The sequence below is a fragment of the Gandjariella thermophila genome (assembly GCF_005405885.1).
GTDB lineage: Bacteria > Actinomycetota > Actinomycetes > Mycobacteriales > Pseudonocardiaceae > Gandjariella > Gandjariella thermophila.
The window spans coordinates 1-15,536 of the sequence record NZ_BJFL01000061.1 but is presented as its reverse complement, the minus strand read 5'-3'; the positions used below and the strand labels follow the sequence as shown (position 1 = coordinate 15,536).

General features: G+C 68.7%; 13 protein-coding genes. 12 read left to right on the top strand and 1 reads right to left on the bottom strand.

All coding sequences use genetic code 11. From position 1 onward, the window contains the following. The coding region (locus tag FFT21_RS27080; RefSeq protein WP_137816757.1) for an ABC transporter ATP-binding protein at positions 1-1,026 on the bottom strand (1,026 nt) is incomplete at its 3' end. A gap of 756 nt (positions 1,027-1,782) precedes the next feature. Between FFT21_RS27080 and treS the strand changes: the two genes are divergently transcribed. The 12 genes from treS to FFT21_RS27025 all read left to right on the top strand — a co-directional run. Next, positions 1,783-3,588 carry a maltose alpha-D-glucosyltransferase gene (gene treS / locus FFT21_RS27075; protein WP_137816756.1) on the top strand — a complete coding sequence of 602 codons (1,806 nt, stop codon included), beginning with the start codon at positions 1,783-1,785 and terminating at the stop codon, positions 3,586-3,588. Then, a complete protein-coding gene (locus tag FFT21_RS27070; protein ID WP_137816755.1) occupies positions 3,585-4,985 on the top strand; it encodes a maltokinase N-terminal cap-like domain-containing protein in 1,401 nt (466 codons plus the stop codon). The genes treS and FFT21_RS27070 overlap by 4 nt, the downstream gene beginning before the upstream one ends. Positions 4,986-5,157: 172 nt before the next feature. Next, a complete protein-coding gene (gene glgB, locus FFT21_RS27065; RefSeq protein WP_137816754.1) occupies positions 5,158-7,392 on the top strand; it encodes a 1,4-alpha-glucan branching protein GlgB in 2,235 nt (744 codons plus the stop codon). An 89-nt stretch (positions 7,393-7,481) separates the two neighbouring features. Further along, on the top strand, positions 7,482-7,889 hold the full coding sequence (locus tag FFT21_RS27060; protein WP_225978806.1) for an SseB family protein: 408 nt from the start codon (positions 7,482-7,484) through the stop codon (positions 7,887-7,889). Beyond that, positions 7,882-8,511, top strand: a complete 630-nt coding sequence (locus tag FFT21_RS27055; protein ID WP_137816753.1) for a hypothetical protein — start codon at positions 7,882-7,884, stop codon at positions 8,509-8,511. Before FFT21_RS27060 ends, FFT21_RS27055 begins: the two co-directional genes overlap by 8 nt. Then, positions 8,511-10,832 carry a putative T7SS-secreted protein gene (locus FFT21_RS30440; protein WP_371856872.1) on the top strand — a complete coding sequence of 774 codons (2,322 nt, stop codon included), beginning with the start codon at positions 8,511-8,513 and terminating at the stop codon, positions 10,830-10,832. The genes FFT21_RS27055 and FFT21_RS30440 overlap by 1 nt, the downstream gene beginning before the upstream one ends. Positions 10,833-11,090: 258 nt before the next feature. Further along, complete coding sequence (locus tag FFT21_RS27045) at positions 11,091-12,194, top strand: ADP-ribosylglycohydrolase family protein (RefSeq protein ID WP_503826170.1); 1,104 nt, start codon at positions 11,091-11,093, stop codon at positions 12,192-12,194. Positions 12,195-12,246: 52 nt separating this feature from the next. Then, complete coding sequence (locus FFT21_RS29360) at positions 12,247-12,759, top strand: hypothetical protein (RefSeq protein ID WP_192909780.1); 513 nt, start codon at positions 12,247-12,249, stop codon at positions 12,757-12,759. Positions 12,760-12,767: 8 nt separating this feature from the next. Beyond that, complete coding sequence (locus FFT21_RS27040; protein ID WP_192909779.1) at positions 12,768-13,295, top strand: type VII secretion system-associated protein; 528 nt, start codon at positions 12,768-12,770, stop codon at positions 13,293-13,295. Between the two features lie 418 nt (positions 13,296-13,713). Further along, positions 13,714-14,589 (top strand): hypothetical protein, encoded by an 876-nt coding sequence (locus FFT21_RS27035; protein ID WP_137816749.1) that lies wholly within the window; start codon positions 13,714-13,716, stop codon positions 14,587-14,589. A gap of 362 nt (positions 14,590-14,951) precedes the next feature. Continuing rightward, the gene (locus FFT21_RS27030; RefSeq protein WP_137816748.1) at positions 14,952-15,215 is read left to right on the top strand and encodes a hypothetical protein; all 264 of its coding nucleotides are present in this window, start codon (positions 14,952-14,954) and stop codon (positions 15,213-15,215) included. A gap of 78 nt (positions 15,216-15,293) precedes the next feature. After that, positions 15,294-15,536: helix-turn-helix domain-containing protein (locus FFT21_RS27025; protein ID WP_137816747.1), on the top strand; the 243-nt coding region annotated here is incomplete at its 3' end.

Genomic DNA, 15,536 nt, shown 5'->3' with positions numbered 1-15,536 from the left:
CAGCAGCTCGATCACCCGCTCGGCGCTGGCCGCGGCGGCGAACATCGAGTTGGACAGTTGCCCGAAGGCCCGCACCGGGCTGTAGAGCTGCTGCAGGAAGACCAGGAACACCAGCAGCCCGCCCAGGGTGATCGCATCTCGGGCCAGCTCCCAGGTGCCCAGCCCGATCACCAGCAGCACCCCGGCCACCTCGAGCACGTCGACCAGCGGCGTGAACAGCGCCCGCAGCCGGGTGGAGCGCATCTCCGCGGCGAAGCTGCCCACGTTCTCCCGACGGAACCGTTCCGTCTCGGCGTCCTGCTGGTTGTACGCCTGCACCAGGGCGATGTTGGCCAGGCTCTCCTCGGCCACCGCGCCGATCGAACCGGTGCGCCTGCGGGCCTCCCGGCTGGCGTCCTTGATCAACCGGGCGAAGCGCTTGGCCAGCAGCCAGAACGCGGGCACCGCCACCAGCGACACCACGGCCAACTCCCAGCGGATGTAGAACAGCGCCGCGGTGAAGAACACGATCTTGAACGCGTTCGACAGGATGGCGGCCACCCCGCTCAGCACCACCATCTCGATGGCGGCGATGTCCCCGCCGAGCCGGGCCAGCACGTCGCCGAGCCGGCGGCGCTCGAAGAAGCTGACGGAGAGCGTCTGCAGGTGGTTGAACAGCCGGGTCCGCAGGTCCATCGCGAACCGCTCGCCCATCCACTCGGAGAGGAAGTGGTCGGCGAAGCCGACGATCCCCATCAGCACGGTGATCGCGAGGTACGCGCCGACCAGGACGAAGAGCAGGTGGAAGTTCCTCGGGGTGAGCACGTCGTCGATGAGGATCTTGAACATCCAGATGGCGACGGTGTCCACCGCCGGGCCGAGCACCAGCAGGATCAGGCTCACCCACAGCCAGGGGCGGATCGGGCGGGTGTCCGGCCAGAACCGGCGGAAGACCTCGCGCACCCGGACGGTCGGCGCCGCCTCGACCACTCCCGCGCCGGCGGCCCCGGGCGCCCCGAACACCGCGCGCAGCCGATCCACGATCATTGCTCAGCAGTCCCCCCGAACAGAGTGGACGGCGGCCCAGCCCCGCCTCCGGGGTGACCGCCGTCCGCCGAACCGCGTTACCAGCGGCGCCAGCCCCACCAGCCGCCGCCCCAGCCGCGGCCGCCCCACCAGCCGCGACCGGTCCAGCCACGGTGCCAGCGACGGTGGTGGTGCCTTGGCGACCAGCCCCACCAACCGTCCTGGCGGGCGGGCACGCCCGTCCTGAAAACATCCTTGATCATAATCCGATTTCCCCTCGTCCCTGGGGGTGGGAGTACCTCTGAACGTGATCCACGCTACGCCGGCCAGCAATGCTGTCAAGGAAAGAAGGTTGACCGTTCAAGCCGACCTTGACCGGCTCGAACGAAGATCGACAAGGCGGCTCACGGACTGCTTGCGACGGCATTCACTGACCGATTCAGGGGTCACCAACTGGACTTTTTGGCGCTCTGACCAAGAACGAGAACACAGATGGGAACAGACCAGTGAAAAGTTCTCGCGGAACGGACCACCAGCGCACGGGCGGTTTCGGAAAGCGACCCGGGAGTATCACCCGAACGTGCGATACGCAGATGCCCACCCGCCGGCACGGACGCGCCGGTGGGCCGCGCGCGGCGGCTGACCCGCGGCGGGATGATCCGGACATCTCGGTCGCCACTGGGCCGAATGGGGCATCTCGTCCTGCCTATGGTCCCCGTTCGGGTGACGATGAGAGGCTGCAAGGGACGGTCTGCTGAGGTAAGGCGGAGGTCCGACATGGCCGACGACGGGCGACCGGACGCTGCGCTGGGGCTGGAGGGCGTGCCGCACACCGGGGAGGCGGTGACGCCGGAAGGGCTCATGGTCGAGCCCAGCGCGGAGGACTTCGACCATGCCCGCCCGGCCCCCCGGCACCCGGAGTGGTACAAGGAGGCCGTCTTCTACGAGGTGCTGGTCCGGGCGTTCGCCGACTCCAACGGCGACGGCATCGGCGACCTGCGCGGGCTGGCCGACAAGCTGGACTACCTGTCCTGGCTGGGCGTGGACTGCCTGTGGCTGCCACCGTTCTACGCCTCGCCGCTGCGCGACGGCGGCTACGACATCAGCGACTACCGCGCCGTGCTGCCCGAGTTCGGCACCGTCGAGGACTTCGTCTACCTGCTCGACCAGGCGCACCGCCGGAACATCCGGATCATCACCGACCTGGTGCTCAACCACACCTCGGACGCGCACCCGTGGTTCCAGGCGTCCCGGGAGGACCCGGACGGTCCCTACGGCGACTTCTACGTGTGGAGCGACACCGACCAGCACTACACCGACGCCCGGATCATCTTCACCGACACCGAGACGTCGAACTGGACCTTCGACCCGGTGCGCGGGCAGTTCTACTGGCACCGGTTCTTCTCCCACCAGCCCGACCTCAACTACGACAACCCGGCCGTCCAGGACGCCATGCTGGACGTGCTGCGGTTCTGGCTGGACCTGGGCATCGACGGCTTCCGCCTGGACGCGGTGCCCTACCTGTACGAGCGGGAGGGCAGCAACTGCGAGAACCTGCCGGAGACGCACGCCTTCCTCAAGCGCTGCCGCAAGGTCGTCGACGACGAGTACCCGGGCCGGGTGCTGCTCGCCGAGGCCAACCAGTGGCCGCAGGACGTGGTGCACTACTTCGGCGAGCCAAGCACCGGCGGCGACGAGTGCCACATGGCGTTCCACTTCCCGCTCATGCCGCGGATCTTCATGGCGGTGCGCCGCGAGTCCCGCTTCCCCATCTCGGAGATCCTCGCCCAGACCCCGCCCATCCCCAGCGGCTGCACGTGGGGCATCTTCCTGCGCAACCACGACGAGCTGACCCTGGAGATGGTCACCGACGAGGAACGCGACTACATGTGGGCGGAGTACGCCACCGACCCGCGGATGAAGGCCAACATCGGCATCCGCCGCCGGCTGGCGCCGCTGCTGGACAACGACCGCAACCAGCAGGAACTGTTCACCGCCCTGCTGCTGTCCCTGCCCGGCTCGCCGGTGCTCTACTACGGCGACGAGATCGGCATGGGCGACAACATCTGGCTCGGCGACCGGGACGGGGTGCGCACACCGATGCAGTGGACCCCCGACCGCAACGCCGGGTTCTCCCGCTGCGACCCCAACCGGATCTACCTGCCGGCGATCTCCGACCCGGTCTACGGGTTCCAGTCGGTCAACGTGGAGGCCCAGCTGAACAGCTCGTCCTCGCTGCTGCACTGGACCCGGCGGATGCTGCAGGTCCGGGCCAAGCACCCGGCCTTCGGGCTGGGCACGTTCGTCGAGCTGGGCTCGTCCAATCCGAGCGTGCTGGCCTACCAGCGCCGGTGGATCACCCCGGACGGCAACGAGGACCTGGTGATCTGCGTGAACAACATGTCCCGGTTCCCGCAACCGGTGGAGCTGGACCTCTCCGACCACGAGGGGTCCATCCCGGTCGAGCTGACCGGCGAGGTGCCGTTCCCGCGCATCGGCCAACTCCCCTACCTGCTCACCCTGCCCGGGCACGGCTTCTACTGGTTCTCCATCATCGCCACGGAGAGCGGGGAGGCACCATGACCCGCCTGGCGCCCACAGAGCTGATCAACGAGCTGGCCGGGCCGCTCGCCGACTGGCTGCCCAAACAGCGGTGGTTCGCCGGCAAGGACCGCGAAATCCGCGCGGTGCGCCCGGTCCGGGCGACCGAACTGGTCGGCGACGCGGACCCCGGCCTGGTGCACGCCGTCCTCGCCGTCGAGCAGGACGGCGGCGGTCGCACCGGCGCCGAGGACCTGTACCAGGTGCTCGTCGGTCGCACCCAGCGACTGCCCGAGCACCTGGCCGGCACCGAGATCGGCACCGTCGCCGGGGAGACCTGCTACAGCGCCGTACACGACGGCGACCTCGGCACCACCCTGCTGGACCTGATCGCCGCCGACCGCGATGTCGCCGGCGTCCGCTTCCGGCCGGAGCCGGACGCCCAGCTCTACCCGGGGCTGCGGTCCCGGCCGGCCGGCGTGGAGCAGTCCAACACGTCGCTGATCTTCGGCCACCGCTACATCCTCAAGCTCTATCGCCGGCTGCACCCGGGGCCCAGCCGGGACCTGGAGCTGCACCGCGCGCTGCACCGGGTCGGCTGCCAGCACATCGCGGCGCCGCTCGGGTCGATCGACTGCGAGTTGCGCGGCGAGCCGGTGGTGCTCGGCGTGCTGCAGGAGTACCTGAGCAACGCGGTGGACGGCTGGGCGATGGCCAACACCAGCGTGCGCGACCTGATGGCCGAGGGCGACCTGCACGCCGACGAGGTGGGCGGCGACTTCGCCGCCGAGGCGTACCGGCTGGGCGAGGCCGTCGCCGCGGTGCACGAGGACCTGCGCCGCGCGCTGGGCGGCGAGGAGGGCGACCGCGACCGGCTGGACGCCGCGGTGGATCGCATGCACCGCCGCCTCGACCGCGTGCTGGTGGCCGTGCCCGAGCTGGCCCCGTACGAGCCGGCGCTGCGCCGCGCGTTCGACGCCGTCCGCTCGGTGCCGCTGCCGCTGCGGCTCCAGCAGATCCACGGCGACCTGCACCTGGGCCAGGTGATGCGGACGAACACCGCCTGGGTACTGATCGACTTCGAGGGCGAGCCGGCCGCCGAGGTGGCCGAGCGGTCCACGCTCCGCTCGCCGCTGCGCGACATCGCCGGCATGCTGCGGTCGATCGACTACGCCGCGCACCAGATCCTCGTCGGGGACGAGGTGCCGCACCAGCTCGAGGTGCGCGCCGCGGAGTGGACGGAGCGCAACCGCCGGGCGTTCTGCGACGGGTACGCCGCCGCCGGCGTCGACCCGCGCGAAAAGGCCACCCTGCTGCGCGCCCTGGAACTCGACAAGGCCGTGTACGAGGTGGGCTACGAGCACGCCAACCGACCGGAGTGGCTGGCGGTCCCGCTGGCCGCGGTCGCCCGCATGACCGCCGGGGAAGAATGCGCATGACCGTGTCGAGCCGCGGCACGCACCGCGACCACCCCCGCGCGCCCCTGCCGGAGGCCCCACGCTCGTGGCGGCAGGGCGCCTTGCCGAACGAGGTAACCGCGCTGCGCGACGCGCGCCCAGGCGACGCGATCGTGGAGGCGCGCGAACTCGCGGGGAGAGAGGAACAGCACCCATGAGTTCTGCCGGCCCCACGGCAACTCCCGTCCCGCAGGCCGCCGCACCGGCCCAGCGCGACCTCGACCGCCTGCGCGACGGCGACCACCACGACCCGCACTCGGTGCTCGGCGCGCACCACGTCAAGGGCGGCACCGCGATCCGCACCCTGCGACCGGGCGCGAAGATGGTCACCGTGATCGCCGGGGAGCACCGGTACGCGCTGGAACGACTGCCCGGCGAGCTGTTCTCCGGGCTGGTGCCGGACACCGTGACCGACTACCGGCTGGAGATCGACTACGCCGGCCACACCGTGGTGACCGACGACCCGTACCGCTGGCTGCCAACCCTCGGCGAGCTGGACCTGCACCTGATCGGCGAGGGCCGGCACGAGCGGCTGTGGGAGGCGCTCGGCGCGCACCGGCGCGAGTACCAGACGCCGATGGGCCGGGTGGACGGCGTGTCCTTCGCGGTGTGGGCGCCGAGCGCCCGCGGCGTGCGGGTGTGCGGCGACTTCGACCACTGGGACGGCCGGGCGTACCCGATGCGCTCGCTGGGGTCCTCCGGGGTGTGGGAGCTGTTCGTGCCCGGCGTGCCGGATGGGGCGCGGTACAAGTTCCGCGTCCTCGGCCCGGACGGGCACTGGCACGAGAAGGCCGACCCGCTGGCGTTCGCCACCGAGGTGCCGCCGGCCACCGCGTCCGTCGTCTACACCTCGGACTACGTCTGGGGTGACGGCGAGTGGCTGGCCCGCCGGGCGGCCACCGACGTCACCAGCGCGCCGATGAGCGTCTACGAGGTGCACCTCGGCTCCTGGCGGCCGGGACTGTCCTACCGGGAGCTGGCCCACCAGCTCGGCGACTACCTCACCGAACTCGGCTTCACGCACGTCGAGCTGCTGCCGATCGCCGGCCACCCGTTCGCCGGATCGTGGGGCTACCAGGTGACCTCCTACTACGCGCCGACGCCGCGGTTCGGCACCCCGGACGAGTTCCGCTACTTTGTCGACCACCTGCACTCGCGCGGCATCGGCGTGCTGGTGGACTGGGTGCCGGCGCACTTCCCGCGGGACGAGTGGGCACTGGCCCGCTTCGACGGCACCCCGCTGTACGAGCACCCCGACCCGCGCCGCGGCGAGCATCCCGACTGGGGCACCTACGTGTTCGACTTCGGCCGCCGCGAGGTGCGCAACTTCCTGGTGGCCAACGCGCTGTACTGGCTGGACGAGTTCCACGTCGACGGGCTGCGGGTGGACGCGGTGGCCTCCATGCTCTACCTGGACTACTCCCGGGGTCACGGCGAGTGGGTGCCCAACGAGTACGGCGGCCGGGAGAACCTGGACGCGGTGCGGTTCCTACAGGAGCTGAACGCGACCGTCTACAAGCGACACCCCGGCATCGTGATGGTCGCCGAGGAGTCCACCGCGTGGCCCGGGGTGAGCCGGCCCACCCATCTCGGCGGCCTGGGCTTCGGGTTCAAGTGGAACATGGGCTGGATGCACGACACGCTGGACTACCTCTCCCACGACCCGATCTACCGGTCCTACCACCACAACGAGATGACCTTCTCGCTGGTGTACGCGTGGAGCGAGAACTACGTGCTGCCCCTGTCGCACGACGAGGTCGTACACGGCAAGGGTTCACTGTGGACGAAGATGCCCGGGGACGACTGGAACAGAGCGGCGAACCTGCGCGCGCTGCTCGCCTACATGTGGGCCCACCCCGGTAAGCAACTGCTGTTCATGGGCGGTGAGTTTGGCCAGACCGCCGAGTGGTCCGAAAGCCGTTCGCTGGACTGGGAACTGCTCGACGCGGCGCTGCACGCCGGCATCCGGAGGCTGGTCACCCAGCTCAACCTGCTCTACCGGGCCCACCCGGCGCTGTTCACCCTGGACACCCAGCCCAGCGGCTTCTCCTGGATCGACGCCAACGACTCCGACGGCAACGTGCTGTCCTTCCTGCGGCACGGCGCGGACGGCTCGACCCTGGCCTGCGTGGCCAACTTCGCCGGGGTGCCGCACCACGACTACCGGGTCGGCCTGCCGCAGCCGGGCCGCTGGCGGGAGATCCTCAACACAGACGCCGAGGACTACGGCGGCTCCGGCGTCGGCAACCTCGGCGGCGTGGACGCCGAGGAAAAGCCGTGGCACGGCCGGCCGTACTCGGCGGTGCTGCAGCTTCCGCCGGCCGGCGTGCTGTGGCTGGTTCCGAACCAGCCCTCGCCCGCCGAGGAGGACCCGCCGGTCACTGAGTGATCGATCACATACGGAACGCGCCCGAGGCGCCACGCGTCGCATCTACGATCCGCATCAGTCCGTCGCGACGTGACCGTGTGGGAGGGGACGTGTCGGGGGACAGGATGGTCCTCGCGGAACGAATTTCCGCGATCTACCACGGCTCCGGTGACGGCAACGCCTTGGTCGAGGCGTTCCGGCAGAGCGTGGTGCTGGTGCCGCTCGGCGATGCCGACCTGCCACTGAGCGGGACGTGGGGCGGGATCCGGTGGATCTACGCGTTCAGCAGCGAGGCCGAGTTGGCGGCGTTCGCCGCCGCCCGTGGCGAGGCCGACCGGTCATGGGACTACGCGACCTTTCGCGGTTGGCGCCTGCTCGACGTGGTGGTCGCGGAGGTGGGCGGTCCGGCCGGGGTGGCGCTGGACGTGGCCGGCCCGCGGCCGATGATGTTCCCGCCGGTCACCGGTATCGTGCCGGCCCCGGTGGCGGTGGACGCGGGGGCGGTGTCGCATGGCTGACGGCTACGGCGTGAACCCGGAAGCCCTGGCCGCGACGGCGAAGGGCATCGACGACGCCATCGCCGAGCTGAAGACCCTGGGGGTGAACGGGTCCGCGGCCATGGGTCGTGGCTTCTCCGGGTTGGCGCTGCGCGGCATGCAGGTCGGTCACGGCGGGCTGCGGCAGGCGTTCGAGCAGTTCTGCGAGCGCTGGTCCTGGGGCGTGCGGACGCTGGTGCAGGACGGCAACCAGATCGCGGAGGATCTGCACCTGTCGGCGGGGGCGTACCACCAGGCGGAGCAGTACGCCTCGGGCGTCCTCAAGGACGTGGTGTCCGACGCGATGGGCAACCCACACCTGACCGACGAGCAGGTGGAGAAGCAGTCCTGGAAGCAGGTGTGGGCGGACAACCCGGTCAACCAGACGCTGCACGCCGACTACAGCGCCGAGTCGTACCAGAAGGCGTCCGACCACATCGAACAGACCTGGAAGACCGAGGGCCAGGACCTGGCCCGCGACGCCGTCGAGGGGCCGATGGGCATCTCCAAGAAGATCGCCTCGGCCACCGGGCACGGCCAGGAGTTCGCCCGCGCCGAGGACGAGCTGTTCGGCTCCGCGCCCGGCCACGACGGTGAGCGCTGATGGGCCTGGGTGATCTCGTCGACGAGCTGGGCGACGGTGCCGAGCACCTCGCCAAGACCGTCGAACATGCGGCGGGCCGGGCCGTCGACGGCGGCGCGCACCTGGTCGCTCGCGGCCTGGACGCGGTGGGCGCGCACGACGCCGCGAAGGGCATGCGGCTCGTCGGCGACCAGGCGGCCGACGCGCTCGGCGCGGACGTGGCGGAGAAACAGCTCGGCGAGACGGAGTTCGCCTTCGAACTGGTCCACGGCGACGTCAACGCGATCAACGAGACCGTCGGGCACTTACGGAAGTTCGCGGAGGCGTTCGGCGAGACCGCCCGCGGTCTGGCGGAGATCGACACCGCGCACTGGAAGGGCAAGGCGGCGGACGCGTTTCGGGCGGTGTACCACCAGCACCCGAGGCAGTGGGCGGACGCGGAGTCGGCCTGCCAGCAGGCCGCCGATGCCTGGGAGTCCTACGCGCACACCGTGGACTGGGCGCAGCACCAGGCGCAGCAGGCGCTCCGGCTCTACCAGGACGGCAGGCGTGCCTCGGAGCAGGCCCACGCCGAGTACGACGCCCAGGTCGCCAGCTACAACGCCGACGTCGCCGTGTACAACACCGCGATCTCCCTCGGCGGCACACCCGAGCGGCCACCGCAGAAGCCCGGCCCGTTCACCGACCCGGGCCAGGCGCGGATGCGGGAGGCACAGGAGATCCTGGACCGGGCCAGGCAACAACGGGACCAGGCGGCCGCCCGCGCCCAGGACACGATCGTCGCCGCGACCAACCTGGCCCCGGCCGAGCCGTCGTTCGGCCGCCGCATGCTCGCCGACGCGAAAGACCTGTACGAGGGCGGGGCCATCGAGCAGGAGCACTTCCTGGGCGGGGTGGTCAAGGCCACCGGCGACATCGTCAAGCTCGCCCGCACGCTCAACCCGCAGGACTACTACAACGTCACCCACCCGGCCGAATACCTCGACGGCGTCTCCACCACGGCCGCGGGTCTGGTGCACTCGGCGCACCACCCGGTGGAACTGGTCAAGGGTCTGGTCGGCACCGGCTGGAGCAGCGACCCATCGGAGGCGCTGGGCAAGCTCACCGCCAACGTCGTGCTCGGCGCGGTCACCGACGGTGGCGGCGCCGCCGCCAAGGCCGGCGCCTCCATCGCCGAACGCGCCGCCGCCGGTGCCACCGAACGCGCCGCCGCCGGTGCCACCGAACGCGCCGCCGCCGGTGCCACCGAACGCGCCGCCGCCGGTGCCACCGAACGCGCCGCCGCCGGTGCCACCGAACGCGCCGCCACCACCGGCGCCGAGGACGCCGCCCGCACCGCTGCCGCGGATGCCGCGAAGTCCGCGACCGAACACGCCGGCACAGCCGGCGCTCAGGACACCGCACACACCGCCGCCGGCGACGCCGGTCACGCGATACCCACCGACGCCAAGCCGCCATCTCTCTACCAACCCCCACCCGACCTTGACCAGCAGATCGCCCACCACCTCGACCAGTCCGGCGGCGGACTCGGCAAGGTCGAAAGCGACCTGCAGAACCTCCACGTCCACGACCCCGGTACGACCACCACCTCCAGCGCGGGAACGGTGGACACCGCCCCCGCCCCGCACTCCGTCCACCGCCCACCCAACGTTTCCGCGCCCCACGAACCCACCCCACCGTCACTCATCACCCAAAAACTCGACGGCACCTTCCACAAAGCCGAACAGGAACTCGCCGACCTCAAGGTGGGAGAAGCTGACAGCTCCGGCGTCGAGCATCATTCTCCGGACGTCGTCGACCGACGCGGAAACCGTTACTCGCTCTCACAAGAAGATCGCGAGTATGCCCAATCTCGAAGGAGGGACGTTCACACCGGAAAAGAGATCCCTGAACTACGCCCTCTGACCGACGAGCAGCTTTACGTGATAGCCGACTACAAGGGATCTGGCTACAAAGAGATCAACGAAGCTCTCCGAGCGGGTGACCCTGATGCCTTGGAGCGCTTAGCGCCAAAAATTGAGACACTTGAGTCCAGTATCGAAAAGATGCCGAGATACAAGGGGGAGACCTATCGGGGTATCGCCGTAAGACAAGCAGATTTGGACGATTTACTTGCCCGATACGAAATAGGAAAGACCGTGCGGGAACCTGCGTTCACCAGCACGTCACCAGATTCACCATACCACGGAAACGTGATGTTCGTCGTTGACAGCACAAATGGCAGGGACATATCTTGCCTGGGAGAACACGAGGTGGTGTACCCTCCTGACTACGAGTTCACGGTGACCGACAAGTACTTCGACGAAGAAAGCTGGACCTGGGTAATACACCTTGCCGACTAGGGAGCCAGAACAATGGAACATGACGAACTGGTGAGTAAGCACTCAGTTCCAGGAAAGCAGGTTCCCCCCGAAGTCCGCAAACAGAGAGAAGAGACTCGCGCCAGGCTGCGGGAACTAAAAAAGCAAGGGAAGTACGTATCCCCGGAGATGGCGGACCGTACAAAATTTCCCATTGGACTCGACGACAACTACGAACCGTACCCACTGCATCAAAAGACGGAGAACGCTTCAGGGGACGGCGGCAGGGGAGAGGGCCACATTCACCGCATCGCGCCCACGCGGAAAGAGCGGTTTGTGGGGAGCATCTTGGCGGGCGCGGTCGGCGACGCGCTCGGGTACACCGTCGAGTTCGAGTCGATCGACGGGATTCGCGGCCGGTACGGGGACGCGGGGATCACTGACTTCGATCGTCGCGGCGGCCGGGGCGGGGAGATCTCCGACGACACGCAGATGACACTGTTCACCCTGGAAGGGCTGATCCGCGCGCACGTGCGCCGCCGGCTAACCGGCTCAGACGACGTGCTGCTCGCCGTCCAGCACGCCTACCAGCGGTGGCTGCACACCCAGGGCAACCAGTGGGCGAACGCGGCCGGGATGTTCGGCGCCCACGCCCCGGCACCCGACGGTTGGCTGATCAGCAACCCTGGCCTGTTCGCCACCCGCGCCCCCGGCAACACCTGCATCACCGCCCTGCGCACCTTCGCCCGCACCGGGCAAATGGGCACCTTCACCCACCACCTCAACGACTCCAAGGGCTGCGGCGGAGTCATGCGCGCCGCACCCGCCGCGCTGTGGAGCGACGACGCGGCCGAGGTCTTCCACTTTGGCGCGGCCACCGCCGCACTCACCCACAGCCACCCCAGCGGCTACCTCTCCGCCGGCACCCTCGCCGTCATCGTGCACCAACTCCTGGCCGGCGCCGACCTCCGCGCCGCGATCGCCACGGCCCACTCGATCCTGCTGCGCTGGGACGGCCACGAGGAACAGGCCCGCGCGCTGGACGCGGCCATCGACCTGGCCTCCGCCGGACGGCCGACCCCGGAGCAGATCGCCGAACGGCTCGGCGGCGGCTGGGTCGGCGAGGAAGCACTCGCCATCGGCGTGTGCGCCGCGCTCTGCACCGACAACCTCACGGACGCTCTGATCGTCGCCGTGAACCACTCCGGCGACAGCGACTCCACCGGCGCGGTGTGCGGCAACATCGTCGGCGCCCACTACGGCCCTGCCGCCATCCCCGAATCCTGGCTCGCCACCCTGGAACTCCGGGACGTCATCGAGACCATCACCCGCGACGCCGTCCGCGAGTTCGGTCCCGAACCACCGTCCACACCAGACTGGGACCAGCGCTACCCCGGCTGGTAGCAGCGGAGCGGGAACAACCTCGGGCGCCCACGAGCGGGATGACAATTGAGTCATGGTTGAAAGCATGAGTGCGAAAAGGTTGGTGGCTCGCCGCGCCACCGCATTTCGCGGGGACGGTTCTGAGTGTCCCGTCACTGTTGAGATAGCTTGTGCGGGGGAGGTCTACCAGGCGGGAGCTGCACTCGACGGCGGCCCGCATATCGTGCGTCAGGAGCGGTCGGTCTGGGGTGCGTTCAAGGCGGTGCGGGTGGAGTTGGAGCATCACGGCTGGTTTCTCGCTCTCGCCGGGGCCCGTCTGGACTGCTTCCCGGTGGGCATTGAGCGCAGCCCTGGCATGACGGCGGTCATGCGTTTCATGTCGTTGGAGACCGGCGAGTGGTACGGGATCCACGGCGCGGAATGGTTTGGTCTCTTCGAGGAGGCTCCACGCGACCTGATCGGTACGGCCGCAGAGCAGGAAAGCAAGTACCAGCGGTGGGACGAATGGTGCACCGATGTACTGCGGCGCGCCGCCCTGGAGAGGAGAAGGCAATGGCTGGAGAAGCACTCCCGCCCCCAGAAGTAACCGAGGCTATGCGGCAGCAGGCCAGGGCCAATCCCGGTCAGTGGATCTACTCCATCGATCCGGACATCGGCGATCCCAATGGCCAAGTCCCCGGCTGGGCCATCCGAGGGGGCTATCCCACCACGCCAGATGGCCAAATCGACACGCGAGGCTATCGGGCGAACCCCAACTACCGGCCCGGACCACGCACCCTCGGCCTTCCGCGCCCCACCAACCGGGTCGAGCGCGCGCTGGAGCTGGCTGCCACCGGCTACGGACCGAAGGAAAACCTACTGCGCGCCTTGGCCGACGCCGAGCTGTGCATGCTCACCGTGCCGGGCCAACCAGGCCATGTCCTCGTCGCCGATGAAGCCGGCCGGTCGATGCTGGTCGGCTACACGTCACCGACCAGGGTGCCCGCGGGAACCAGCTACCTACAAGTCCCCGTGCGTACCCTCCTCCCCGGACTGGGAGGTGCCCTACTCCGGCTGAACCCGGGTACACCACCCACCGTCACCCTGCCCGGAGACGACCTCGTTCGGCTGCTGGGCCAGTGAGAGCCCTGAGGCGGAGCCGCGATCCGCATTCCGACATGGAAGTGCCGCATGGGGGACCTCAATTCGTCATCGAATCGACGAGCGGAAAACATGTATCCTTCCTCCTCAACCACGCGTTCGCCGTCGACGCCACAGGAGAAATCGGGCCGTACCAGGCCAACTTGGGATACCGGCCCTCGCCACTGGAGGTTGGACAGCCACCGGTGAGTTGGATTGATCACGGAATGCGCCTGGCCATGAGCGGCCGGCTACAGCGGAATCATTTCCTTCTGATGATCGGCGGGGCGGTGTTGCCAGTGCTTGTCTCGGCGGAGGGCAACCCGATGCTGTTGGAGCCTGCGCAGGGGCGCTGCCTGATGACCTACACCGCGTCGGCGGTGGCGCCCGAGGAAATGCGGACCGGACCTATCTACCCCGGTTGCTGCGGATGCTTCCCGCCGATGTCTCGGTAGTGATCCAGGGCAGCGCCGGATTGCAGGCACAGGTGCCGGTGGCGGACCTGGTAGCTGCGCTGCGTGCGGCACAGCTCTTGGTGGACAACCCAGCCGGCGGTCTGGATGTCGGCCCACCGGTGTGGGTCGAAGAGAGCGCGCGGCTCGCCGGACTGGTGGACGAGTCGACCTTCACGGCGGTCGAACACGCCCTGGCCCAGTGGGGCAAGCTCGGCCAGACCACGCCGGAGCGCACCCACGCGCTCCGATTGGGAATCAGCGCCGTGGAGGTGCTCGTTCGCGGAGGAGTCACTGACCCGGACGTGCTGGCTGCGGCAGCCGCGTTCCGTGCCGTCGAGCCACTGCATGGCGGTAACCGCGACAGCCTAAACGACGCCGCAGAAGCCGGCATGCGGGTGGCGATGCTGCTGCGTTCGGCCACGAGTCCGCAACTCCCGCCCGACCTGCCACCCGGCGGGGACCAGTTGGTGTATTGGGTGTACCTGCAGCATCTGCGCGCGATGCCGTGGCAGCCGCGGGCGATCGCGATCGCCAACCGGCTCGCCGAGGTCATCACCCCGTGGGTGCCGAACGAACTGCGGGAGAACCGACGTCAAGACCTCGCTGGTCCACTGCTCTCGTGTGCCAGCGATCTGCCTCAAGGGCTGCGCGCCCAGGTCGCCGAGCACACCGGCGTCAATCCCGAAGGAGCCAAGCCGCTCATGCTCACGCCCTTACCCCAAGAAGTGATCACTTCCCCGGCTGACGCCGTCGACCGCGTCCGCGCCGCCTTCGGTATTCCCGCCGGCCCGGCCTACGCCCACGACATCGGACCGGCTTACCGTGTACAGTCCAACACCTGATCAGACCACGTGTATTTCGTGCACAAGCTGTGGAACACGGTCACCAGAATCCCCAACCATGCACGCGCCACCGACGAGTACCGAGCAAAGTATGACGTTTTCCGCCCGGACCCTGACACTGTATGATCCATTCAACGGCCAGTAGCCACGGCGGGTCTGTGTCGGCCACGCCGTCGTGGTGTGCGGTGGCCCGGCGCGGCGCCGGGTGCACCTTTCGCCGTGTATCAGCCTGGATGGTCACCTGGCTCGCGACGGTCACTGACGCAGTAGGGGGCAGCGGGTGGAGTTGGTGTGAGAAATCCTGGATGTGAATCGTTGCGAACGGCTCGGACACACCGATCCACACCGGTAGCGTCAGCGGCGTGCCATTGTCGTTCGACACCACGGGATTCCAGCAACAGGACCAGACGCACTGGGTGCATCCCGGAACGGGAGACCAGGTCAGCCTGCTCTACATCGATGTCCCCCCGGACCTGCCGCGAGGACTCGACGAACTTGCGGCGCTGCGGCATGATCTCGCGGCCCGCACCGCGGAATCCGGCTGCCTGATTGAAGCGCACGTCGTGTCGCTGCAAGGTCTTCCGGCGCTGCTGCAGGTTCTCAGAGCGTTATTCAGGCCGGCTTGATCACCTCAAAGTAGGGCAACGACCCCGATCAGATAAGATCGTTTTCCTACCACAGAACACGACTTACAGGCGGGGCCGTTGCGTTACCAGTCTACTACAGGACTTGCTGCCGACCAGATCGAGGAGCTTGTTGCTCGCATTTGGCAGATCGCCTCCTGCAATAAAAAGCAAGTCTGGCCTCCGGTGGTGGGACTATACCGCGCTGTCGTACTCACCTTGGTATACGTCCGGCAGAATCTGAACCAGGCGGCTGTGGGCGACCTGTTCGGAGTCAGCCAGTCGACCGTATCGAGAGTTTATCGATCCATACTTCCGCTGATC